26 protein-coding genes are annotated in these 23,776 nt (G+C 44.6%); 25 read left to right on the plus strand and 1 reads right to left on the minus strand.

Annotated elements, in window-relative coordinates:
* Positions 1-16: 16 nt before the first annotated feature.
* From MHB80_RS10240 to MHB80_RS10315, 16 genes are all read left to right on the plus strand, one after another.
* On the plus strand, positions 17-421 hold the full coding sequence (locus MHB80_RS10240) for an RrF2 family transcriptional regulator (RefSeq protein ID WP_341282035.1): 405 nt from the start codon (positions 17-19) through the stop codon (positions 419-421).
* 89 nt (positions 422-510) lie between these two features.
* Entirely contained in the window at positions 511-1,062 is a 552-nt protein-coding gene (locus tag MHB80_RS10245; RefSeq protein WP_341282036.1) for a methylated-DNA--[protein]-cysteine S-methyltransferase, read from the plus strand.
* 220 nt (positions 1,063-1,282) lie between these two features.
* Positions 1,283-1,873, plus strand: coding sequence for an EVE domain-containing protein (locus MHB80_RS10250; protein ID WP_341282037.1), 591 nt, complete (start codon positions 1,283-1,285; stop codon positions 1,871-1,873).
* A 295-nt stretch (positions 1,874-2,168) separates the two neighbouring features.
* A complete protein-coding gene (locus MHB80_RS10255; RefSeq protein WP_341282038.1) occupies positions 2,169-2,516 on the plus strand; it encodes an Asp23/Gls24 family envelope stress response protein in 348 nt (115 codons plus the stop codon).
* A gap of 308 nt (positions 2,517-2,824) precedes the next feature.
* Positions 2,825-3,775 (plus strand): pectate lyase, encoded by a 951-nt coding sequence (gene pelA / locus MHB80_RS10260; RefSeq protein WP_341282039.1) that lies wholly within the window; start codon positions 2,825-2,827, stop codon positions 3,773-3,775.
* Between the two features lie 217 nt (positions 3,776-3,992).
* Positions 3,993-4,970: a DMT family transporter gene (locus tag MHB80_RS10265; RefSeq protein WP_341282040.1), complete on the plus strand. Its 978-nt coding sequence runs from the start codon at positions 3,993-3,995 to the stop codon at positions 4,968-4,970.
* 240 nt (positions 4,971-5,210) lie between these two features.
* Positions 5,211-6,044 (plus strand): diaminopimelate epimerase, encoded by an 834-nt coding sequence (locus MHB80_RS10270; protein WP_341282041.1) that lies wholly within the window; start codon positions 5,211-5,213, stop codon positions 6,042-6,044.
* Between the two features lie 27 nt (positions 6,045-6,071).
* Positions 6,072-6,869, plus strand: a complete 798-nt coding sequence (locus MHB80_RS10275) for a methyltransferase domain-containing protein (RefSeq protein WP_341282042.1) — start codon at positions 6,072-6,074, stop codon at positions 6,867-6,869.
* 10 nt (positions 6,870-6,879) lie between these two features.
* Positions 6,880-8,181, plus strand: coding sequence for an opine metallophore biosynthesis dehydrogenase (locus MHB80_RS10280; RefSeq protein WP_341282043.1), 1,302 nt, complete (start codon positions 6,880-6,882; stop codon positions 8,179-8,181).
* A 1-nt stretch (position 8,182) separates the two neighbouring features.
* A complete protein-coding gene (nikA, locus tag MHB80_RS10285; protein ID WP_341282044.1) occupies positions 8,183-9,790 on the plus strand; it encodes a nickel ABC transporter substrate-binding protein in 1,608 nt (535 codons plus the stop codon).
* A gap of 23 nt (positions 9,791-9,813) precedes the next feature.
* Positions 9,814-10,746 (plus strand): nickel/cobalt ABC transporter permease, encoded by a 933-nt coding sequence (gene opp1B, locus MHB80_RS10290; protein WP_341282045.1) that lies wholly within the window; start codon positions 9,814-9,816, stop codon positions 10,744-10,746.
* Positions 10,747-11,640 carry a nickel/cobalt ABC transporter permease gene (gene opp1C, locus MHB80_RS10295; RefSeq protein ID WP_341282046.1) on the plus strand — a complete coding sequence of 298 codons (894 nt, stop codon included), beginning with the start codon at positions 10,747-10,749 and terminating at the stop codon, positions 11,638-11,640.
* A gap of 4 nt (positions 11,641-11,644) precedes the next feature.
* Complete coding sequence (locus MHB80_RS10300) at positions 11,645-12,469, plus strand: ABC transporter ATP-binding protein (protein WP_341282047.1); 825 nt, start codon at positions 11,645-11,647, stop codon at positions 12,467-12,469.
* Entirely contained in the window at positions 12,456-13,199 is a 744-nt protein-coding gene (locus MHB80_RS10305) for an ABC transporter ATP-binding protein (protein WP_341282048.1), read from the plus strand. Before MHB80_RS10300 ends, MHB80_RS10305 begins: the two co-directional genes overlap by 14 nt.
* 66 nt (positions 13,200-13,265) lie before the next feature.
* Positions 13,266-14,453 carry an MFS transporter gene (locus tag MHB80_RS10310; protein ID WP_341282049.1) on the plus strand — a complete coding sequence of 396 codons (1,188 nt, stop codon included), beginning with the start codon at positions 13,266-13,268 and terminating at the stop codon, positions 14,451-14,453.
* Positions 14,454-14,574: 121 nt separating this feature from the next.
* The gene (locus MHB80_RS10315; protein ID WP_341282050.1) at positions 14,575-14,883 is read left to right on the plus strand and encodes a hypothetical protein; all 309 of its coding nucleotides are present in this window, start codon (positions 14,575-14,577) and stop codon (positions 14,881-14,883) included.
* 109 nt (positions 14,884-14,992) lie between these two features.
* Here MHB80_RS10315 and MHB80_RS10320 read toward each other — a convergent pair whose 3' ends face one another.
* Entirely contained in the window at positions 14,993-15,649 is a 657-nt protein-coding gene (locus tag MHB80_RS10320) for a metalloregulator ArsR/SmtB family transcription factor (protein WP_341282051.1), read from the minus strand.
* A gap of 166 nt (positions 15,650-15,815) precedes the next feature.
* On the opposite strand from MHB80_RS10320, the gene MHB80_RS10325 reads away from it, so the two are divergent.
* The 9 genes from MHB80_RS10325 (at position 15,816) to MHB80_RS10365 (ending at position 23,698) form a co-directional block, all read left to right on the plus strand.
* Positions 15,816-17,180 carry an MFS transporter gene (locus MHB80_RS10325; protein WP_341282052.1) on the plus strand — a complete coding sequence of 455 codons (1,365 nt, stop codon included), beginning with the start codon at positions 15,816-15,818 and terminating at the stop codon, positions 17,178-17,180.
* Between the two features lie 309 nt (positions 17,181-17,489).
* Positions 17,490-17,741, plus strand: a complete 252-nt coding sequence (locus MHB80_RS10330; RefSeq protein WP_341282053.1) for a hypothetical protein — start codon at positions 17,490-17,492, stop codon at positions 17,739-17,741.
* Positions 17,742-17,854: 113 nt separating this feature from the next.
* Positions 17,855-18,778 (plus strand): transposase, encoded by a 924-nt coding sequence (locus tag MHB80_RS10335; RefSeq protein ID WP_341282054.1) that lies wholly within the window; start codon positions 17,855-17,857, stop codon positions 18,776-18,778.
* A 1-nt stretch (position 18,779) separates the two neighbouring features.
* Positions 18,780-19,136 (plus strand): iron-sulfur cluster assembly accessory protein, encoded by a 357-nt coding sequence (locus MHB80_RS10340; RefSeq protein ID WP_341282055.1) that lies wholly within the window; start codon positions 18,780-18,782, stop codon positions 19,134-19,136.
* Positions 19,060-19,296: a ferredoxin family protein gene (locus MHB80_RS10345; protein ID WP_341282056.1), complete on the plus strand. Its 237-nt coding sequence runs from the start codon at positions 19,060-19,062 to the stop codon at positions 19,294-19,296. The genes MHB80_RS10340 and MHB80_RS10345 overlap by 77 nt, the downstream gene beginning before the upstream one ends.
* Positions 19,297-19,399: 103 nt before the next feature.
* The gene (locus MHB80_RS10350) at positions 19,400-19,582 is read left to right on the plus strand and encodes a DUF2524 domain-containing protein (RefSeq protein WP_341282057.1); all 183 of its coding nucleotides are present in this window, start codon (positions 19,400-19,402) and stop codon (positions 19,580-19,582) included.
* Positions 19,583-19,732: 150 nt separating this feature from the next.
* Complete coding sequence (locus tag MHB80_RS10355) at positions 19,733-21,385, plus strand: spore germination protein (protein WP_341282058.1); 1,653 nt, start codon at positions 19,733-19,735, stop codon at positions 21,383-21,385.
* A gap of 26 nt (positions 21,386-21,411) precedes the next feature.
* Positions 21,412-22,515, plus strand: a complete 1,104-nt coding sequence (locus MHB80_RS10360) for a GerAB/ArcD/ProY family transporter (protein WP_341282059.1) — start codon at positions 21,412-21,414, stop codon at positions 22,513-22,515.
* Positions 22,508-23,698, plus strand: a complete 1,191-nt coding sequence (locus tag MHB80_RS10365) for a Ger(x)C family spore germination protein (protein ID WP_341282060.1) — start codon at positions 22,508-22,510, stop codon at positions 23,696-23,698. The genes MHB80_RS10360 and MHB80_RS10365 overlap by 8 nt, the downstream gene beginning before the upstream one ends.
* Positions 23,699-23,776 lie beyond the last annotated feature (78 nt).

Raw genomic sequence — 23,776 nt, forward strand, 5'->3', positions numbered from 1 at the left:
GAGGGGAATGACCCGCATGAAATATTCAAAAGCTACTAACTATGCTCTTCATACGATGCTCTTTCTTGTGGCAACCAGCCCGGATAAGCCAGTGGGTGTTCAACAACTGGCGGAGCGGCAGCAGGTATCGCCTACCTATTTGTCCAAAATCTTGACCAAGCTGGTTAAGGCAGGCATGATTGAATCTGCTTCAGGCGCTAACGGTGGATATAAGCTAAAACGCAATTGGGAACAAATATCGTTTTTGGATATTATTCATGCCATTGAAGGCACGGCCTCCTTGTTTGACTGCTCGCTGGATCATAATGCCGCTTGTTTAATTCAACAGGTGATGGTGTCGGCCGAGGAGAAGATGGAGGAGCATCTAAGAAATCAAACGATATTTGAGCTTGCTCAAAAAATGCAGGTACACTTAGCATAGACGGATGCCCATAGACTGGACGCTTGGAGTAGAAGCGTGTAGGCTGTGGGTTTCTTTTTCATAACAGGGATAGGAAAGGAAGCGTGCTAGTGAGAACGGATATGATGTGGATGGCACTCGAGCTTGAGGGCCGAAGGTGGATATTGCTTGCAACAGAGCTTGGGCTCTGCCGAATTATATTTCCGCATGAGGATTTGGAAAGCTGGCGCGTTTGGATGAACAAAGCAGCGCCCGGCAAGGAGTCGCGGGAAGATGCGGAGGCGATTAGACGAATCGGCATTGTGGATGGGCTGGAGCGTTATTTTGCCGGGGAACGCAGCTCGTTTGCGGAAATACCGCTCGATTTAATCGGGACGACCTTTCAGCAGCAAGTTTGGACGGCGCTTGGTCAAGTACCTTACGGCGAGACGCGAACCTATGGCGATATTGCAGCAGCCATCGGAAGGCCTCAGGCAGTACGGGCTGTCGGTGCTGCGAATGGCGCGAACCCGATTCCGATTTTGCTGCCCTGCCACCGAATTGTCGGGGCTGACCGCAAGCTGACAGGCTTTCGCGGAGGACTTGCGATGAAGCGCAGGCTGCTTGCGCTGGAGCGCATTGAAGGCATAGCAGACGGCGGTCATGCGAGATTTCAATTTTAGCTGTACATATCCTGTAATTGATTGATTCTTCGAATGAGCTCCAAGCGTACATGTTCAGGCTCCAGGGTTTTAGAGCTGAAATGCTTCAGAATATTTGAAAGACAGCAGCTTTTTCGGAAATGGGATGGGTTTGAAAAGACGATCAACACTACTGACATTAAGTTGTCAGTAGTGTTTTTGTATAGTTAGTTTTACAAAGTGCAAAGGAGAGAGAGCATGTATGATAAGAAATGATGCATACGATACGAGGGCGATAATGAGGAAGCTCGAAGAAATGACCGAAAGTGGACGCCGCGAGCGACTAGCACAGCTTGCGTTAACGATGGAGGAGGATGGTTTAGTCGTAGGAGCGTGCGGTCCGCTGGAGCAGCGCCGTTATTGGATTGGCGTCGTATCGGAGGCCCATGTGCGAATTGGTGTGGAAGGGGGCTTCGCCCAGCTTTGCCACGGCAAGGAAGCTGCGCTGAAGCGGATGCGCGCTGGAGATTGGCTCATTTATTATTCGCCGCGTACGGAGATGAACGGAGGAGAAGCGCTGCAGGCGTTTACCGCAATAGGGCAGCTAATCGATAATCAGGTGTATTCGCACCAAATGTCGGAAACATTCATTCCTTTTCGGAGGGACGTTTGCTTCCTGCCCTGCCACAATGTAAAGATCTCGGGTCTGCTGGAGGACTTGACGTTTACTAGTGGAACGAGCAACTGGGGGTATAGCTTGCGCTTCGGACAACTTAAAATTAGTCAGGCGGATTTTTTGACCATTGCCACAAAAATGCTGGAGGAAAGCATAGAGGAAGCGCTAAAGGTTTAATGTGCAAGTGATAAACAGCCTCTAATCAGCGAATGCCTTATGATGCCATCAATAGACATTATTCTACATGAATTTTTTGAAAACGAGAACATCCAAGCAGCAACAAGCCAATTTTTGTAGGCTTTGACGGTATAGTTAAGCTATGCGACCTAGATTAGTTGAAATCTCAATTGTAATGATTTAAAATGTTATTAAGTGATATATTTTTATATCATATTATTTTTAATCCTATCAATCCAAGGCCGTGAAGGGCAGGATATTGAAAAGCTTGCTTATATAGAAAGGAGAGAACGGAATGTTCATTCAAAATGTGCTAGGAAAAATTAATATATCCCATGATGCCATATCTAAAATAGTTGGCAGAGCGGCAAGCGCCACCAGCGGTATCGCCGCCATGGCGACAGGTGTGGTAGAAGGCATCACCAAAAAGGTAAGTGGGAAAAGCCTGCAAAACGGCATTGAGCTCAAAATTGTAGAAGCAAGGCTGGAAATCGACTTGAAAATCATTGTTCATTACGGTGTCAAAATGCAGGATGTATGCAGCGATTTGCAGCAAAATGTAAGAGAAGCCATTGAAACGCTTACAGGATTGTCCATCCACACTGTAAACGTGAGAGTTCAAGGCATTGCATCAAAAGAGTAGATCGACTAAGGAAATGTTCACTTACTGTAACCTTTCTTAGCGCTCCGCATGGAGGGCTCCATATTTCAGAAAACCGTGACAGTGAGCAGTGACTCGGCTATGCTCACTGTCGCAGTTCAGCTTGTGTTGCTTTTAAATTGCGCAGCTTACCGACTTAGAAAAACGACAGGGGTAGACAACTTTCTACATAAAGATACAATTTTTTACAAGGGCATTATTGACAAACAACCGGACACTGATTAAAATGAAGAGGTAAATATACATCATATTTTACAACTATTTGAAAATTTGAAAGGGGAATTTGTTCGATGAAAAAAAGTACAGTATCCGTAGCTTTAGCTTTTACCTTGCTTCTCTCAGCTCCAGCCGTAATCTTGCAACCGCTTACAACGGTTATGGCGGCAGATGCTTCGGGTACCACAGCAAGCCTATCAAATGTTTTGAAAAACCAGCAAGCGGATGGAGGCTGGAGAAAGGACTACTCTGAAACTAGTGGCGAGTGGTCCAAGTCTACAATCGACAATAAGGCAACTTATTCGGAAATTCGAAGGCTCGCTAGCGAATATCAGAAAACGAAGGACAGCAAATATTCCGCAGCGGCAATCAAGGGCATTCAATTCCTGATCAATATGCAATATGCTAATGGCGGATTTCCGCAAGTGTATCAAAGCTCCGGCTATCATAAACATATTACCTACAATGATAATGCGATGATTAATGTGTTGATTTTACTAGATGAGGTCGCAAGCAAAAAAGGCGATTTCTCCTTTATCGACAGCACTCTGGCTGGCAAAAGCAAGCAAGCGGTGGATAAAGGGGTAGACTGCATTTTGAACACGCAGGTTACAGTTAGCGGCAAATTGACAGCATGGGGCCAGCAGCATGATTCCAGCACATTGAAGCCGGCCGCGGCGAGAATTTATGAAGTGCCGTCCCTCACTGCCCAAGAGAGCGTAAACATTGTGAAGTTTCTGAAGACGAGAACGTCCACTGCGAAAATCGCGGCAGCAATTAAAGGCGCTGAAGACTGGTTCAAGGCGGTGCAGATTACGGGAATCCGCGTGGAGAAAACGAGCAATGATGTCGTTGTAATCAGCGATTCCAGTGTGAAAACGCCAATCTGGGCACGTTTCTACGAGATTAACACCAACAAACCGATCTTTGTGGGGCGTGATGGTGTTGTGAAGTACAAGCTCAGTGACATCGAACAAGAAAGAAGAACAGGCTATGCATGGTATGGAAACTGGCCATCCAAATAAGAGGACATGCTTGAAGTCCAATAAACAATTGCTTTTGTTTTAGGAATAAGGAGAACGATTCGGCGAACAGCCCGGAAAACAACCTTGATTTTACAAGGGGGTTTTCCGGGCTTATTCGTTTTTTTCGTTACAAGCAGTGTCGAATTATGATATGGTCGTTGAAGGAGGATTGCGGGAGCAGCCGCTTGGGATATGAAGGATGAGGAGAAGGTTTACTGTGAAGGAACAAATGGAACAAGTGGAACAAAAGGAACAAAACAATCGAAGCCGGTATAGTGATCCGAAATTTGTAGCGCTAATCGCAACGTTGTGCTGCTTATTATGGGGGAGTGCTTATCCGTCTATTAAACTGGGCTATCTCGCCTTTGACATTATGCCAGAGGACATTGCTTCAAAATATGTATTTGCCGGCTATCGCTTTGTGCTTGCAGGGCTGGTGCTGCTATTGCTATTCCGGGCAACGGGCAAGAAGGTGCTGGCTTTATCCAAAAAACAGATGACAAGTTTGCTTGTTCTAGGCCTCATGCAGACAGGTCTCCAATATCTATTTTTTTATGTGGGCGTAGGCAATACGACAGGCGTCAAAGGCTCCATTATGAATGCTACGACGACCTTTTTCAGCGTCATATTGGCGCATTATCTCTATAAAAATGACAAGCTGGGCAAAAATAAAATTTTCGGCTGCCTGCTTGGGTTTATCGGTGTTATCATTGTGAATTTCCATACAGATTTGCTGGAGTTCTCCTTTGCCTTTAAAGGGGAGGGATTCGTCATCCTGGCGGCCCTCATCTTCTCCATCACTGCCATTTATGCCAAAAAGCTGACCGCCACCATTGATGTTTTGCTGGTCACGGGCTTTAGCCTGTTAATTGGCGGGCTGGCCCTAACCTTGCTGGGACTCGTACTTGGGGGCCGTGTAACTCATTTTACACCGGACTCGGCGGGCAATCTTATTTATTTGGCGCTGCTGTCCTCGGCTGCTTTCTGTCTATGGAATCTGCTGCTGAAGTATAACAAAGTCGGACAGGTGTCTGTTTACAACTTTCTGATTCCCGTGTTCGGGACATTGCTGTCTGCATGGTTTCTCGGTGAACAGATTATGGAGTTTAAAAATCTCGTGGCGCTGCTGTTCGTATCTCTTGGCATTTACATGGTCAATCGGACGCGGAAAGAGGTCATAGTGCCGCAAGGCTAGGAAGCATTGAGAATTTAAAAGCCCGCCAAAGGCCTTGTGAAATCAAGGCTTTTGGCGGGTTTTTTTGATCGTTTCTTTTGGAAGCCTGCTAGTCCGAGCACAAGCTGCCTATTTTCATCATTGACAGTGCTCCAAATTATGGTTATGATGATCTCGAATATTAATAGTAATCATTACTATTAAATAGCGGCAAAGCAAAAGGAACGCGGGATCAAAAAATTGAATTAGAGGGTAGTTGTGATGAAACGGGAAATCGATTTTGTAAAGTTAAACCCCACGCAAAATATGACCATTCTTGTGAAAACCAATCATTCCGCTTCCGAGTACAAGCACATTGCTTCAAAAATGATGTCTTATGACAGTGTTTATGCTGAACAAGTAGGCTTCATCGAACAGCCGATAAAACACGAAGCGGCTGCCTATTTGCAAATGGCGGGAGGTGAGTTTTGCGGCAATGCTTGTATGGCGCTGGCTGCTTTTATCGCTTCTGAGAAAGGGATCGAACAGAACGATTTAATGGAAATCGTGTTAGAAGCTTCGGGAACCGATCAATTGGTCACCTGCCAAGTGAAAAAAAGCAAGGAAGAGTATTTTTGCCAAGTAGCGATGCCAATGCCTCGAAAAATCGAGCAGCAGACCGTTGTATATGAAGGTAATGATTTAAACCTTGTCATTGTAAGGTACGATGATTTTTTTCATATTGTCATTGAAGTAGAGCAATTCAATAGTGCCGAGAAGGAAAGAGCACAATCATTAGCCAAGCTGCTGGGCATCACGTTTGGATCGAGCTTGATCGGCATATTATTGTTTAAGCCCGAGTCTAATGAAATGGCGCCGCTCATTTATGTGCCTCCCTTAGACAGCATGATTTGGGAAAGAGGCTGCGGATCAGGCACGGCTTCACTTGGCGCATACCTGTCATGGAAAAATAAAGGCGCTATTGCTGCGCAGGTTAAGCAGCCCGGTGGCACGATTCAAGTAACGGCTGATTGCTATAAGGATGAGGTAACAAGCTTGATGATTGAGGGGTCTGTTGGAATCGTGGCACAAGGCAAAGCATTTATTTCTGTATAACGAATAATGGGTATGGGGGAGAAGCGAATGAATCAATTAACAACATTTGAACAAAGCTTGACCTTGTTTCGAGATCGGTTTACCGATTTAGTAAAGCGATATGACGGCACATCTCATAATAGCTCGGAGCTGGAGCGGGTCATCGATGACTATTCAGCTTTCATCCTAGATGAGAGTAACAACGCATCGTGGGAAACCATGGCGCAGCAAGCCGGAAGCGAGCTTCCTCAGCTTCTCGACAACCTAAGGAAGATGTCTTCGTTATGCGTCGCTATTATGGAAAAATATCGCGCCTTGAAGCTGCTTGCTGGGGAAACGGACAAAACCGATTATTTTAAAAATATAGAGTCCTGTATTGAACAAGAATTTGGAAGCTTTCAAGTCACTGCGGATTCCATCGTATTGTTGGTTGGCTCAGGCTCGTTTCCTATGACGCCCTTATTTATCGCCAAGCGCACGGGCGCCCAAGTTGTTGGCATTGATATTGATGAGGAGGCCATCGAGCTAGGACGAAGGGTGGTACATCGTTTAGGAAGCGGATTAAACATTCGCTTGGAGAAGGCGTTTGTGGAGCAGCTTGATATCATCAAGGATGTGACCCATATTATTTTCAGCTCAACGGTTTCCAATAAATATGAGCTGCTTGAGCAATTGCATGCCTTAACGAATGAGCAAGTGGTCGTGGCGATGAGATATGGCGATCAGCTGAAATCCTTATTCAATTACCCCATGCAAGCGGTGAATGAAGAAAAATGGAGGCTGGTGGATACGATATTGCGTCCTAAGCAAGTGTTTGATATTGCTTTGTACAAGCGTGAATATTAAGGAGGCTTATATGAGTCATTTCAAACGAGTCTTAATCGTAGGCACGGGGCCAGCGTCCATTCAACTTGCTGTCCTGCTGAAAAATAATTGGAACAGCTGCATCGGCATTGTGGGGAGAGAATCGGTTCGTTCCGAACGTTTTTTCACGGCGCTTGAGCAAAGCCAGAATCAAGTGGAGGTCAACGTTCAAAATAAAAAGCATCGGCCGATGGAAGGCAATTGTATAATCGATCATGTTTTTCAGGGATATGGGGCCATAACAAGGCAATGGGATACGCTGATTTTGTCTGTCACTACCGATGCGTATATGGAGGTTTTGAAGCAGCTTAGTGATCAACTGCTCAAGCAAGCAAGGTGCATTCTATTAATTTCTCCCACCTTCGGTTCAAACAGTCTAGTACGCCATTATATGAACGGTATACAGCCAAATGTGGACATTATTAGTTTTTCTACCTATCTCGGCGATACACGGTGGATGAACGGCGAGCCTTCAACCCAAGTTTTGACGACAGCGGTTAAGAAAAAGGTGTTTATTGGCTCCTCGAACGAAACGTCGCCAAATGTCGAGCGGCTCTGTGCCTTATTTGAACGATTGGGCATTATGCTGGAGGTTATGGGCAGTCCGATCGAGGCGGAAACGAGAAATATTTCTCTCTATGTCCATCCGCCGTTGTTTATGAATCCATTTTCACTGAATGCCATATTTGAATATTCAGCTGTTAAGAAATATGTCTATAAAATGTTTCCCGAAGGACCTATAACGCAATATTTAATTCGCGATATGCTGGCCGGGTGGAAAGAGATGACGAATGTCATTGAAAAGCTGAATTTGCAGGGCGTAAATCTGCTGAAGTTCATGACCGATGACAATTATCCGGTAAGATTAGAGAGCTTATCGCGTCATGATATCGATCATTTTAATGAGTTGGAGACCATTCATCAAGAGTACTTATTGTACATACGCTACACGTCGCTGTTGATCGACCCATTCTCGGAGCCTGATCAAGAGGGGAAATATTTCGATTTCTCCGCCGTCCCCATTCGTCAAATCTTTATCAACCAAGAGCAATATTGGGATATTCCACGCATGCCCAAGGAGGATTATTATCGGATAAAAATCATCCAGGGCATTGCGAGATTTGTAGGCTCAAGCTGCCCGACCATTGATACATTCATAACGGCCTACGAGAATAAAATCACGGAAGCTGCACAGGCACTTAAGGGCGAGAAAATATCGGATGCCTTTGTTGTACAAAGCTTTGAAGAGGATTTGAAGATGATCTGTAGTGCGCACTTATACAGGAGGATATGACATGACAAGAAAAATAGCTGTTTTATTATCTGCTTTGATCGTTTCAATTGTTTTATTGGCAGGCTGCAGTGGCGGAAATGCTGCGAAAACAGGAGCAGCCGATGCAGGCAAGGAACTGGTGTATGCCACAGCAAAAGATATTAATGATATGAACCCCCATCTGTATCCAGGCTCATTGCCAGCGCAAGGGATGGTGTATGAATCATTAGTTGAAAATACGGAGGAGGGCATTAAGCCGTTGCTTGCCGAATCCTGGGACGTATCTGAGGATGGCAAAGTTTACACCTTTCATTTGAGAAAAGATGTGAAGTTCCACGATGGCGAGCCCTTTAACGCCGAGGCTGTTAAGAAGAATATAGAAGCGGTGCAAAGCAACGCTGGCAAGCATGCCTGGATCAAGCTTTCAACGAAAATTGTGAGTGTTAACGTACTTGATGAGCATACGTTTGAATTGGTGCTGTCAGAGCCCTATTACCCGGCTTTGCTTGAATTATCGATGACTAGGCCTTATGTATTTATCTCTCCTAAGGACTTCGTTAATGGGGAAACCAAAGATGGTGTTAGTGGCCATAATGGCACGGGGCCGTATAAGCTAATGGAACAGAAAACCGATCAGTATGCCACCTTCGAAGCGAATGAAAACTATTGGGGCGGCGCGCCAAAGCTGAATAAAATTACCGCGAAAGTGCTTCCGGCAGGGGAGACGACATTTTTGGCGCTGCAAAAGGGAGAGGTCAACTTTATATTTACCGATGATCGCGGCTCCGACAGCATTGATGTTGATGCGATGAATCAGTTGATGGATTCGGGCGACTTTCAGCTTATTAGAAGTAAAGCGATGAATACGAAGATGATCGTTGCCAATAGCAGTAAATCGGATAGTCCCGCCCATGAAACGGCTGTTCGTGAAGCGATTTGGTATTCGATTGACAGAGAAACGATCAGCAAGCAAATTTTTAGCGGCACGGAAACAGCAGCCAATACGTTATTTTCCCCCAACGTCAATTATGCCAATGTCGAGCTAAAGCAGCGTGGCTTTGACTTGGATACAGCGAAGCAGCTGTTGGAGAAAGCAGGTTGGAAGCTGGGCGCTGGCAGCGAGGTCAGAACGAAGGACGGCAAGCCACTCGCGATGAAGCTTTATTATGATGTCAGCTCCTCTTCTCAAAAAACCGAGGCCGAATTCATTCAAAGCACCTTGAAAATGGTAGGAGTCCAGCTGGAGCTTTTCGGCGAAGAATCTTCTTCCATTGCCAATAGAAGAGCAACGGGAGACTATGATTTGCTGTTCAATCAAACATGGGGGCTCGCCTATGATCCACAGAGCACAATCTCTGCGTTTACTTCCGAGTCTGCTTATTATCACACAACAAGCGGCATTTCCAAAGCGGATGAATTGTACAAAAAAATCGATGAAGTGATGATCACGATGGATGAGGAAAAACGGAAATCGTTGTATGCAGACATTTTAACCATTGTCCATGATGAGGCGGTCTTTATTCCTCTTACCAATGGCAGCGTTACGATTGTTGCTCCAACAGACCTGCAGGGTATCTCATTTAAGCAAACGCAATTTGAACTGCCCTTTGAGCAAATGTATTTTGAATAGATAATCAAAACAAGGAGCTTGCTATGATCAGCTATATTATCAAACGGTCACTCCTTTCGATTCCGTTGCTTGTGATCATATCCTTTTTAACGTTTGGCTTGAACCATCTTTCTCCTTTAGATCCGGCCGAGGTTATATTACATGCGCAGGGCGTGCCGACCATTACAGATGAATTAATAGCAGAAACGAAGGCAGCGCTTGGGATGGATCGGCCCTTTCTCATTCGTTATCTGCACTGGCTCGTATCATGCCTGCAGCTCGATTTCGGGAACTCTTATGTGACTGGCAAAACCGTATGGTCCTTGCTTGCTCCCGCTTTTCTAAATACGTTAAAGCTGACGTTGGTTTCAGCGGCTGCCATTATTGCGCTGTCCATTGGCTTAGGAGTAATTAGTGCACGTAGAGAAGGGAAAATGACGGACAAGTCGATTAGAGGCGTCTCCTTTTTTCTGACCTCTATGCCGCCTTATTGGCTCGCGGCGCTTATGGTTTGGTATTTTTCCGTGCAATTGGATTTGCTGCCGACTAGTGGGATGGACTCGTACGAAAGCTATATTTTGCCGGTCATTGTCATCACGATCAGCTATACCGGCATTTATTTTCGAATGATTAGAAGCTCCATGTTAAGCAATATGAATGAAGACTACGTGCTGTATGGCAGGGCGAGCGGCTTGCCAGAGCAGAAAATAACGCTGCATATATTAAGAAATTCATTGCAGGTGGCTATTTCTGTATTTTGCATGGCGATCCCGATTATTTTAGGCAGTACGGTCGTCGTGGAAAATATATTTGCCTGGCCGGGTTTAGGAACGCTGAGTGTTAAATCCATTCTTAGCAGGGACTTTCCAATCATTCAGGCGTATGTCCTTGTACTCGCAATCGCTTTTGTTCTGTTCAACACCGTTTCTGACATTATGAATGCGGCGATGAACCCTAAATTAAGGAAGGGCCACTAAATGAAGAGATTACAATTTCTATGGAGTGATAAGCTGGCCGCTGCATCTTTAGCTACTCTTGTCGTTACCATTGTTGCTGGAGTATTCGCCCCTTTATTTGCGCCCCATGATCCCGAAGAAGTGCATATGGAGCTGCGATATGCTGCTTCCTCGTGGGAGTATTTGTTAGGAAACGACCATCTGGGCCGCTGCATTTTATCGAGATTAATTTTTGGAATCCGTCCCAGCGTCCTTTGGGTGCTTGCTGCACTTGCCGTATCTGTAGGGATTGGGGCGATTCTTGGCTTTATAGCGGGCTACTTTAGAGGGATAACCGATACGATTGTGATGAGAATTTGCGATGTCATGCTCTCTTTCCCGGGATATGTCATGACACTGGCTGTGATCGGCATTTTGGGAGTAGGTCTTGAAAATATTTTGATCGCTTTCGTATTGATGAAATGGGCTTGGTTTGCTCGAATCATTAGAACGTCTGTGATGCAATATGCGGAATCCGACTATGTGAAGTTTTCCAAGGTGCTCGGTATTAGCGATATCAAAATTATAGCGAAGCATATGGTTCCTGTAGCGCTTCCGGACATTGCGGTTATAGCAAGCAGCTCCTTTGGTTCCATGATTTTGCAATTATCAGGATTTTCGTTTCTCGGTTTAGGCATTCAAGCCCCGAACGCGGAATGGGGCATGATGTTGAATGAGGCAAGAGAAGTTATGTTCTCAAAGCCGGAGTTTATGCTCGCGCCCGGTTTAACCATTATTGTTGTCGTATCGGCGATTAACTTTTTGTCAGATGCGCTCCAGGTTGCTTTAGATCCTAAATTATTGGCCTCCAAATATAAGCTGCAAGGACAGGGAGCCGCTGCCGCTGCGAGGCTTCAAGGGAAGGAGGTGGCTTGATTTTATGGCTATTTTGGAAGTGACGAATTTAAAAATTTGGGACAGTCAGACGGGTCAAGTCATTGTGCCTGGTAGTTCCTTTCACGTCAAACAGGGCAGCTGCCTGGCCATAGTCGGAGAAAGCGGAAGCGGGAAGTCGCTGACATGCAGAGCCATCATGAGATTAAACAAGCCTGGTATCCGCCAATCGGGGGACATTTTGTTTAACGGAGTCAATCTAAGCGAGCTTCCGGAAAAAGAAATGAGGAAAAAACGAGGAAAGCAGCTAGGCGTGATTTTGCAAAATGGCATGCGCGCCTTTGATCCTTCTTGCGTGGTCGGCGTTCATTTAAGGGAAACGCTGGCCTGTCATTTCGGTTGGGGCCGCGAAGAAATAACGGCTAATATGAAACGCTCTATGGAAAGCGTAATGCTGAAAGACCCGGTCGCGGTTATGAATATGTATCCGCACCAGCTGTCTGGCGGCATGCTGCAGCGGATAATGATTGCGCTCACTCTGGTGCTAGAACCAGCTATTGTTATCGCTGATGAGCCGACGACGGCACTAGATACCATCTCGCAATATGAGGTCGTTGAACAATTTATGCAATTGCGGGAGAACATGGGCTGCTCGATGATTTTTATTTCTCATGATTTGGGCATCGTTCGAAAAATAGCGGATGACGTTCTGGTCATGAAAGAAGGGGAAATCGTGGATCGAGGGACGAAGCAGGCTATTTTCTCGGAATCTGCGCACGAATATACCCGATATTTAGTATCCTCGAAGCAAGCGCTGAATGATCATTTCAAGCGATTAATGATGGGAGGCGTTAGCCTTGCTCAGCGTTGACCGTGTTTATAAATCCTACATAAAAGGCGGCTTGTTTTCTAGAGAAACACAGCAGGTGCTGACAAACATGAGCTTCGAATGCGGGCAGGGCGAATGCTTGGGCATAATCGGGGAAAGCGGGAGCGGCAAATCGACATTGGGGCGATTATTATTGGGGCTTGAAAAGCCCGATAGCGGAAGTATTTTATTTGAGGGCAACAAAGTAGAGGATCGAAAAGCAAGACAGGGGCAGATTAGCGCTGTATTTCAGGACTATTCCTCCTCCATTAATCCCTTTTATACAGTAGAGCAGGCGCTGATGGAGCCTTTGAAGCAGCAAAGCAGAGATCATCAGGAGGCTCAAGGCAAGATTGATCTGCTCTTGCATCAGGTGGGCCTCAGTCCATCCTATCGAAAAAAATATCCGCATGAGTTATCGGGCGGGGAGGCTCAACGAGTGTGCATAGCAAGGGCGGTTGCAACAGAGCCAAAATGTATTTTATTAGACGAAGCAATCAGCTCTTTGGATGGTTCCGTGCAAATGCAGGTGCTGGAATTGTTAAAAAGCTTGAGGGAAATTTACAATATGGCCTATATTTTCATCACCCATGATATTCTGGCTGCCGCTTATATTTGCGATAGAGTATTGATTATTAAAAACGGCGAAATTGAAGAAATGGTCAAAATCGAGCATTTAAAAGACGTCCAGTCTGCGTATGCAAGGAAATTGCTGCAGATGATCATTACGTAACGATACCAGCAAGGTCAGTCAGTCTCGGAAACGGTCACAAGGAGAATAGAGGGAGGAGCAGGAGAGGTGAGAGGAGCTCTATCATGGCCTTTTATGCGTTTATATATGTTGACCCTGTTGTATTTCAGCGCGAACTCCATACTAAATGTCATTATTCCTTTAAAGGGTGAATCGCTTGGCGCCACCAATACAACGATCGGTATCATTATGGGGTCGTATTTATTTACAACGATGTTTTTTCGGCCATGGGCGGGCAAAATGATTCAAAAGTACGGCCCCATCCGTGTGCTGCGCACGATTCTTATTATAAATGGCTTTGCTTTAATTCTATACACGTTTACGGGACTCGCGGGGTATTTCGTCGCCCGTATGCTGCAAGGTGTATGTACAGCCTTTTTCTCCATGGCTTTGCAATTGGGCATTATTGATGCACTGCCAGAAAAGGACCGTTCACAGGGGATTTCCATGTATTCCTTATGTGCTTCTATGCCGGGTATAATCGGTCCCTTATTGGCTTTAGGCATTTGGCAAGCAGGAAATATGAACCATTTCACAGTGGCTATGATCGCGATTGCTATCCTTACAGGGATTGTAGGCTACAGCGCCAAAATGGACAAACAAGCGGCCGAGGCTGATACAGGTCAGAAAGGGCAGGGCAGTACGATGTCCGAGTCGTTTGGCCAGTTATTCAAAAACCCGCATTTGTTCAAATGCAGTGTGCTGATGCTGATTGCTTCCCTTGTATTTGGGGCGGTGACCACCTTCATACCGCTATATGCTGCACAAATCGAAGGAGGAAATGCGGCGATTTATCTCATGCTGCAGGCGGGAGCCGTAGTAGTGGCCCGCTTTGCATTACGAAAGAAAATTCCTTCGGATGGCAAATGGCATTCTGCTTTTGTCATGGTCATTATGCTGATGCTAGCTGCAGCAGCGTTATGTGTCAGCTTTTCTGCAATGGGCGGAGCCGTCTTTTTCTATGCTGGCGCAGGCTTGATGGGGATCGCTCAAGCACTGCTCTATCCAACATTAACGACGTATTTAACTTTTGTTTTGCCGCAATTGAATCGCAATGTATTCATTGGCTTATTTATTGCTACGGCGGATTTGGGCGTTTCGCTCGGTGGGGTCATTATGGGGCCAGTAGCGGATATTTTCTCTTATTCCGTTATGTATATGCTTTGCGCGATTTTAGGCGTGTCAATGATTGTTTTTTCTTATGAGCGCCGTAACAAATCAAGTTTTGGGCTGTGATCCCGCCCTCCAAGCCGCGGAAACAGTGAGGGCCATTGCCTTCCATGTCAAACGTACAGGCCGCATTTCCTTCCTGTGAATACAATAACGTGTATTCCAAAACCGGAAGGGGATAATTATTTTGAACAGAAATAATTACTATAATATGGGTACTATAGGCAATATGGGTAATGTAGGCGGTATGAATGACATGAACTTTTGTCCCGATTGTCCAACGCAGACGATCTATGATCCTCCCATTGTACAATACGAGAACTACTATCACCCACAGCTCGTGAATGTCGTTCAAAATATTGAAACAGTGAAGCAGCATCATTGTTGTCCAGTTTATAAGCAGCATTTCACGCAAACGGAGAAAAATGTTATGGTTTCGAGTGCGAGACGCACGAAGCAGTCTAAAGCAGCTTCCAAGAAACGTTCAAAAAAATAGCTTGAATATGAAATAAAGACCCTTAAGAACGGCCGCTTGGTGAGTGAAGCGGCCCTCTTTAAGGGTCTTATTTTTTAAGGGATCTAAAGGGCAATAGGCAGAACTAGGCTTATACGCCTTCCCTCACCCTGTAGACACAGTTTCTGCCTCCCACCAAAATATGCTCCACCCGTTCGATAAGCGTCTGCTCCCCAAGAATAACTCGAAATAAATGCAGCTCATTTTTACATAACCCGGTACAGACAACAGCAGCCTCACAAATCGGACAATGCTTCTCAATGAACAGGTAGCTTCCATCGTCTTGATCCTGAATCTCAGCCATGTAACCTTCATTTGTTCGAATCTCGGCCAGTTTCTCTAGTTTTCCCCGTATGCTCGATGCGTCACCAATGTGCTGAAGATATTGCACTTGCATCTTCTTATCCCGGACAGCAAGCAGCTTGTCTAACCCCTCGTTTCCGAAGGCTTCTCTCATCGAATGGATCAAACTGACGGACAACTCCGAATAACCGCTTGGAAAAAATTTATTAGCTTCGGGAGTTAATCTCCATAGCTTGGTCGGCCGGCCCATGGGGCGGGCTTGTTCTTCATGAGTAACAAATCCTTCTTCTTTCAGGGCATTTAAGTGCTGGCGAATCGCCATTCCAGAGAGCGAAAATTCGGAGGCTAGCGCCATCACGTCCATCCCGCCCTGCTGCTTTAGCAGATCAATGATCGCTCTTCGGGTTCTGGTTGAGGAATCTTTATTGGTTTGATTTCGGCTCATGATGCCCTCCTTATTAAGCAACTGGATCTACATCGCTCCTTACATTTTAAATATAAATGTTGACAAAGTCAAAGGTGAACTGTACCGTATACTTTGTAAAGAAAAATGTTTACTAAGTATCCGGATACGGTGTATACATAACTATTTTATTTGGAGGTTCATTTTAATGTCTAATCATCAAAGTATTTTCAGCCCGCGTTATTTTGCATTGACTATAGGTATTATCCTGTCTGTGATGGCGGTTGGATTCGAAGGACTCTCGGTAACGACGATTGCTCCTTCCATCGCTGGCGACTTAAACGGCATTGACCTTTTTGGCTGGATATTCAGTACGTATCTGCTTGCGCAGATTATTGGCACCTTGGTCGTTGGTCGTATCATTGATAGAAAAGGGCCGGCAGCACCGTTCACTTACGCCCTTATTTTGTTTATCGTCGGGCTGATCGCTGCCGCGACAGCAAGCGATATGTATATGATGATTTTGGCGCGAGCCATGCAGGGCCTAGGTGCCGGTGCAATGATGACTTGTGTTTACACGGCAATATCTTTAAGTTACCCCGATGAATTGCGTGCGAAAATACTTGGAGCATTCGGTACTGCCTATGTTCTTCCATCTATGCTCGGTCCATACGTCGCCGGCCTTATCGCAGACCAGTGGTCTTGGCGGTTTGTTTTCTGGGGAATATTACCGATTCTGATTGTTTCAGCACTGCTTAGTCTGCCTGCTTTTAGGAAGCTGAAAACACAGGGAACACAAGGGGACAACGGGGCTGCAGCTACATGGATGGCGTTGCTATTAACGATCGGTACGGGGATTCTCTTAGTGGGTCTTAGCATGCTGCCGACCATTACAGGGTTTGTTTTAACGATTATCGGCTTAGTGCTAATGGTATATCCGCTGCGCAAACTGCTCCCTAAGGGAACTCTTGCTATGAGAAGAGGAATGCCGGCTATTCTAGCATCACGTGGGCTGTTCTTCGCTGCATATGCCAGTACACAGAATTTCTTGGTATTGGCTCTAATAAATGTGAAGGGTATTACGCCTTCTCAAGCTGGATTAATTGTAGCGAGCGCAGCACTGAGTTGGTGTGTCATTGCTTATCTGCAGGGACGTTGGGACTCGGCAGACCAGGGGCGTGGACGTCATACAAGAATTATTCTAGGTGTGCTGCTGCTTGCAATTGGGATTGCCTTCGTATTTTGGGTGCCAGTTGTAACAGTTACCGTAGCGGTGATTGGACAAATCATAGCGGGAATCGGAATTGGCTTGGCGCATCCGATTAGCGGCGTTGTAGCCTTTTCCCAAACAGGTGAAGAAGGGGTTGGAAAAACCTCGGCAAATCTACAATTTGCAGATTCTTTTACACCAGGCGTCGTTATCGGGATAGGCGGTTCCATCCTTGTCGTGTGTCAAGCTGCCGGGATGTCGATGCAAGCTGCATTAACGGTAACAATGGGTTTTCATCTCTTGTTAATCGTCATGAGTTTATTGGCCAGCACGCGGATTACACCAGCAACCAAAAGCAAATAGAGCAAGTCTGCAAACTTTAGGCCTGAAAAACAAATAAACGGTAGGAGAGATGTACAATGTTTAACATCTTAGAAGCTAACATTGATGGAAATCTCATTTTACTAGGAGAGCAAGGGTACGACGAAAGAAGAAAGGTATACTGAATTACAGAGTAGGTTTGACCTAGCAGCTCCGAAAAATGTTCCCGTTTATGGAACGTCACTTTTTGTTAAAGAATTGAACGATGAAATCATTGATACGCTGCTCAGCAAACTGGAAAACCCTCCAAGATCGTCTTTACTGGTACAATTCTGGAGCTGTCACGGCCGGATGAATCGCATACCTTCCGATGCTACCGCATTTGCTGTTCGTGATGCATCGTTCCTGCTCTGTTTGGATGTCGACTTTCCCATGGAGGAAGCGGAGAAGTGTACCGATTGGATAGAAGCCGTTTATGAGGCGTTATTGCCCTATTCGCTTCGCAAGTCGTCTTATTTGAATACCGTTCGAGCCGATGAGCAAATAACGAAAGATGCCTATGCAGCTAATTACCAGAGGCTGCTCGCCATCAAGAAGCAATAAGATCCGACAAACTTTTTCCGGAAAAACCATAATATTGACCCGGGAATTTAGTTTTCTTTTAGCAGGATTAAACTGCTGAGCAATGGGGGTAGAGCTTTTGAGGAGTGTTCGCCTTGCTTTCGAAAAATCGACAAGAGGAAAATCGCAAAATATATTTTCGATCCGAATTTACTTTTTGCCCGCATTGTGAGAAGAAATTACAGCGTGCCCATACGGTTTGGCACAAAGAAATTACGACGTTAAACGGTGTCGTTGAAGTATGGAGTATAGCCTACACATGCAAAAATATGATTTGCTCACACAAAGGCATCTTCTACAAATCAGCGGAAGCCGAAATGCTCGGTATGAAACAGTCATCCTATGGTGGGGATGTGCTAAGCCTTGCAGGAGAGTTGTGCTTTACGCCACATATGGCGGTAAGGGAACTCACTGCAGCTCTTCATGTGACGATTGAGCTCAATGGCGGCATTGTTTTGTCGATGCATGCTGTGCAGCAAAAAAAGGGGAACGAAACGCTCTACATCATATATGAAGTATTTAGCGGCACGGTAATTGCTGCAAAAAATATGGAAAGCGGAACGGTTGTGGAACTTCAAGCTCTCATTTTGCCAGTCATTAAACTAGGATTTCCTATTGTAGGTATCGTGTTTGATGGCCAGTATAGTATACGCTTGGCCTTTGAAGGCTTGTTTCCTGGTTTACCTTACCAGTACTGCCATTACCGCTATATCTCTACACCAATAGCGGGTGCTGATCGCAAACTAAAAAAGCGACTGAAAAAGAATATGCGAGCTATAAGAGATTTTGAAAGAAAAATCGGGCAAATGGAAAAAAACATCAGCAAGCAATCAGATGAAGCCGCCACTTCAATTGGTGGAATGGCTGAAATTAAAATGGCCAAGAAATATATCGCAGCTGCTCGGGCTTTATTGTTGGAAGGCGGGGATCCCCCGCCTAACCTCCCGGGTATGTTGATCTATGAACGAGCGCAAACCATTCAAGCTTCGTTATCACGATACTTAGTGAGGAGTGACTGAGATGATAGAAATCAGTGAAAAGGCCAAATCGGCTATCCATCAAATGATCTTGGACAAAAATATTGCTGATCTGTTTCTTCGAGTAGGTATTGAAGACGGCGGATGCAGCGGATTATCTTACAATATTAAACTAGACGACCTGTTGACGGAAGAAGATGAGGTATTGCCGACTGAAACCTTCAATATCGTATGGGATAAACGGAGCATCGAATTTTTAGAAGGGATCAAAATTGACTACCAAAATCAAGGCATGACTGGCGGATTTACGATCTACAACCCTAATGCGAAAGCCTCCTGCGGCTGCGGCGCGAGCTTCAGAACAGCAACCTACAAAGGAAACCGTAAAAAGTGTGACTGAACTGATAATTGAAATTTATTTCATAAATCCTGATATATGTATTGACTGTGGCGCTTGCGAAGCGGCTTGTCCGGTTGAGGCGGTCTACTACGAGGAAGACTTGTCTGAGCAACAAATTAAATATGCAGCTAAGGCAAGAGAATTTTTCAAAACGCAATAATTTATTGCAGTCAATGATTAGTGTAATCTGAGGGGAATGAATAAATGAATGGAAATTCCTCATAATACTCAAGTACACTTACCAATGGATTGGGGGATAAAACATGCTCAATAGCCTCGAGAGTAATTATGATTGTGCAAATGCGGGAGATGATCTGCATCAACTCAAGCAGGAGCTCGAATCGCTTCGTGAACAGCAAGCAGAAGACAAAGAAACACAGGAATCGATCAACCGACTTGAAAATCAAATCTCGTTCATCTTAAACAAATGTGATATCAACCATTAGTCTGAATTTGCAAAAAAATGAACGCTAGCCCGATTAAGATCGTCAACTGCGATCTAAATCGGGCTTTTTGATTTTCTGAAAAAGGGTGCATGAAAAGAAAATATTGGGACAAGTTAAAATTGAGCTTTATTGAAGAAAGGATGGACTAGCGTGTGGTCTGTTATAATAACGCACCTCCCTGATTGGAAAGTTTGTGCACAGGCTATTCTAAGCCTGATTATTGCTCTTGTGCTTTATTATCTGAATAAATATTTTCGGTCATTGGTTGAGAAAAAAAATGCTCCTGCCCAAAAAGCAAGAAAGGGCGAGCAGCCTGCAGATCAATCGAATCTATCTGACGATTATGAAGAAAATTTGCATGCAATCAAACAAGCCATTAGCAGCAATAGCGATATCCATTTTCGTGAATTTCAGGTAGCAGAACTTCATGCTCGGGCTACGCTCATTTATGTAGATGGGATGCAGAATGAAGAAATGATCAGTAAGTATGTAATGAAAATTTTGATGGAAGATGTTAAGCAGGATAGGGCTGACAGAAGCCTTTTATTAAATCCATTGGAATTCTCCTCTTATTTTCAAAATAAAGTACTGCCTATTTGCGAGACCTATGAAGCTGCAGAGCTTCATGGTTTAAATCAATCCATCCTGATAGGTTTTACGGCCTTGCTTATAGAAGGCATGCCTCACGCCCTGCTTATTGGCTCGTCAGGCATGAAGACCAGGGCAATCAATGAACCAAGCTCTGAAGCTTTGCTTCGCGGTCCTCGTATCGGATTTACCGAGGTGCTAAGTGAGAATACATCGATGCTGCGCAGACAAGGCTACAGTGAAGATCTGGAAATAAATATGTACGAGGTAGGAACTCGAATTAAAAGGAAACTGGTTATTGCTTACATGAAGGAAATTGTTAATCCGGATCTGCTTCAGGAGGTAAGAGATCGAGTTGGAAAAATCAATATGGATTTCATCGCTGAATCTGGTTATGTTGAACAACTCATTGAGGATGATTACCTAAGCCCGTTTCAGCAAGCTCATAATACAGAGCGTCCGGATCGGGTCATTACCGGATTATTGGAAGGAAGAATAGCCATTCTATTGGATGGCACTCCTTTTGCTCTAATTGTTCCAGTAACGTTCAGCATGCTGCTGCAATCGCCTGAGGATTATTATGATCGCTGGCTGCCAGGGACTCTATTGCGTATGCTAAGATTTTTCGCCGCGTTCTTGGCACTTTTGGCGCCAGCTTTATATATTTCATTCATATCCTTTCATCCGGGCTTAATCCCGACAGAGCTTGCAGTAACGATCATTGAAACCAGGCAGGGTGTCCCTTTTCCTTCATTAATAGAAGTGTTGATCCTGGAAATATCAATTGAAATATTACGTGAGGCGGGCATTCGATTGCCCAAGCCTATTGGACCGGCAATGGGCATTGTGGGCGGTTTAATTATTGGCGAGGCCGCGGTCCAGGCAGGAATTGTCAGTCCGTTTTTGGTAATCGTAGTGGCTGTGACGGCTATATCTTCTTTCTCGATACCTGTATATAGCGCAGGCATTACCTTGCGCATTTTACGTTTTGCAGGCATGTTGTGCGCGGCAGTTCTAGGGATGTTTGGCACCATTTTGTTCATTTTGTTCATTTGCGGTCATTTAAGCAAGCTGAAAAGCTTTGGAGTTCCTTATGTGACCCCGATCTCACCGTTTCGCCTTAATGACTGGAAGGATTTATTTCTGCGAGCCCCACTACCCTTTATGAATAAACGACCAGACATGATGAAGACGCAAGACAAAAAGCGAAGATAGTGATGGCTTAGAGAGGAGGGGCAAACGTGTTTATTCGCAACGACGATAAAATCACCACAACACAAACATCGATCTTTATTACGGATTCAGTGCTGGGGGCTGGTATCTTGACCTTGCCCCGAGGTGTAATCGAAGCTGCAAAAACACCGGATGTCTGGCTTTCTGTGCTATTAGGCGGTTTTATTGTTATTTTGGTAACGATGGTCATGGTGAAATTAAGCCAGCAATTTCCTAATCATACGGTGTATCAATATTCTAAACGAATTGTAGGCACGATACCTGGCGGAATTTTAGGTGTTTGCTTGATTGGTTATTACATCATTATTGCCGGTTTCGAGGTAAGGATATTTGCAGAGATCACGATGTACTATTTGCTGGAAGGAACCCCTATTTGGGCTATTGTCATTCCCTTTATTTGGGTGGGCACCTATATTTGCTTTGGAGGAATTAATTCTATCGCACGGGTTTTTCAACTTATTTTCCCGATCAGTATTCTAATACTGGTGCTTTCGTATTTCCTGAGTATTCGATTGTTTGATATCAACAATTTACGTCCTGTTTTGGGTGAAGGTATTCTCCCCGTATTTAAGGGACTGAAATCAACTGTGCTTATATTTACAGGATGTGAAGTGATCATGACTCTCGTTGCACATATGCAGCATCCAGAGCGGGCAGTCAAAGCGACATTTGCAGGAATAGGCGTTCCTTTTGTGCTATATCTGATGACTGTAATCGTCGTTATAGGAGGAATGTCGATGGATTCGGTGATGAATAGTACCTGGCCTACCATCGACCTTCTGCGAAGCTTTGAAATTACGGGATTAATATTTGAGCGTTTTGAGTTTCCGTTTTTGGTCATTTGGATGATGCAGTTGTTTTGCAATTTCACCAGTTTTTACTTCAATGCTTCTTTAGGAATTTCACAGGTTTTTCATCTAAAGATTCACCCGGTGATCTTTGGATTAATCCCCGTTATCTTTATCACTACGATGCTTCCTGAGCGAATAAATGATATTTTTAAGCTAGGGGATACGATAGGCAAAATGGGGATCTTTTTATTTTTTCTCGTGCCGGTCCTGCTTACTGTCATATTGCTCTTTAGAAAGAAGGTGTTGAATCATCATGTATAAATTTAAAAATTTGCTTGCCTTACTTCTCTTATTCTCCCTTTTCTTAACGCAAGGCTGCTGGAGCAGTAAAGAAATTGAGGATTTAAGTGTTTATGCAGGTCTGGCACTAGATGTAGGTGAACGGCCTGAGCTTGAACGCAATCTGGAAAGAGAAGGCGCAACGTACTATAAAAAAAATCTATTGACAGCTACGATACAAATTGTTCCGATAAAATCGTTCGAACGGCAAGAAAAGTCGAGCGAGAAGCAATTGTTGAAGTATTCAAATTTGCGCCTGACAGGGGATTCTGTATTTGAAATTATGCGCCAATACTCAACTAGAAGGGAGCGCCCAGTCATTGGGCATCATCTTAAAGTCATTGTAGTTTCTACAAAATTGGCCGGGCAGCATCAGATGGACCAATTAATGGACTTTGTGCTGCGTGATAATGATATACGTCCAAGCTGTCGGGTGTTTTTTAGCAAGGGGAGGGCTTACGATACCTTTATCAGTAGTCAACCAGAAGAGGTTCCTGCTTTTCGGATAAACTCGATGATCAATAATAGCTTCAGAACCAATAAGGTCATGAAAGAGGTCAATCTAACTCGGATCGATGGATTGCTTCGTTCCAAACAAAGCTTTTTGCTGCAAAATATCGTCTCTTCAAAAGGGGAAATAGAATTTTCAGGTGCTGGAATTGTTAAGGGGGCTACTAGCAAGTGGATTGGCGATTTGAATCAAGAAAATGTGGAAAGCCTATCCTGGATTCAAGGGACAGGTCAAGGAGGCGTAATCAAAAGTTATGATTGGAGAAATAAAGGCATTACCTATGAGATTAAATCCATGCACAGTAAAACGAATGCCAAATTACAAGGTGATGCGATTTCCTTTCACGTTGCGATTGAATCAACCGGGAGATTAATTGAAAATTGGGATACGCAAGAAAACCCTTCCAAGCTAGAATATTTAGAGGGAGCAGAGAAGGTTTTTGAAAAAAGATTAACAACAATGATTGATCATGTCATGCGGAAAATGCAGTCGAAATACAAAGTGGAGGTAGCTGGATTTGGGAAAGTGCTCTCTATAAAATATCCTAATAAATGGAAAAGTGTTAAAGATAATTGGGATGAAGTATTTAGTCAGGTCCCCGTAACCTTTGAGGTCAAGTTGACGATTACTGATTTTGGTTCTTCTACAGAATAATCAACTTAGTACCTATAGCAATTCCTAATTTGTGTATATGAACAGGATGTATGGACATCATATTTTTAGCTAACGGTT

It is taken from the genome of Paenibacillus sp. FSL H8-0537 (assembly GCF_038051995.1).
Classification (GTDB): Bacteria; Bacillota; Bacilli; order Paenibacillales; family Paenibacillaceae; genus Pristimantibacillus.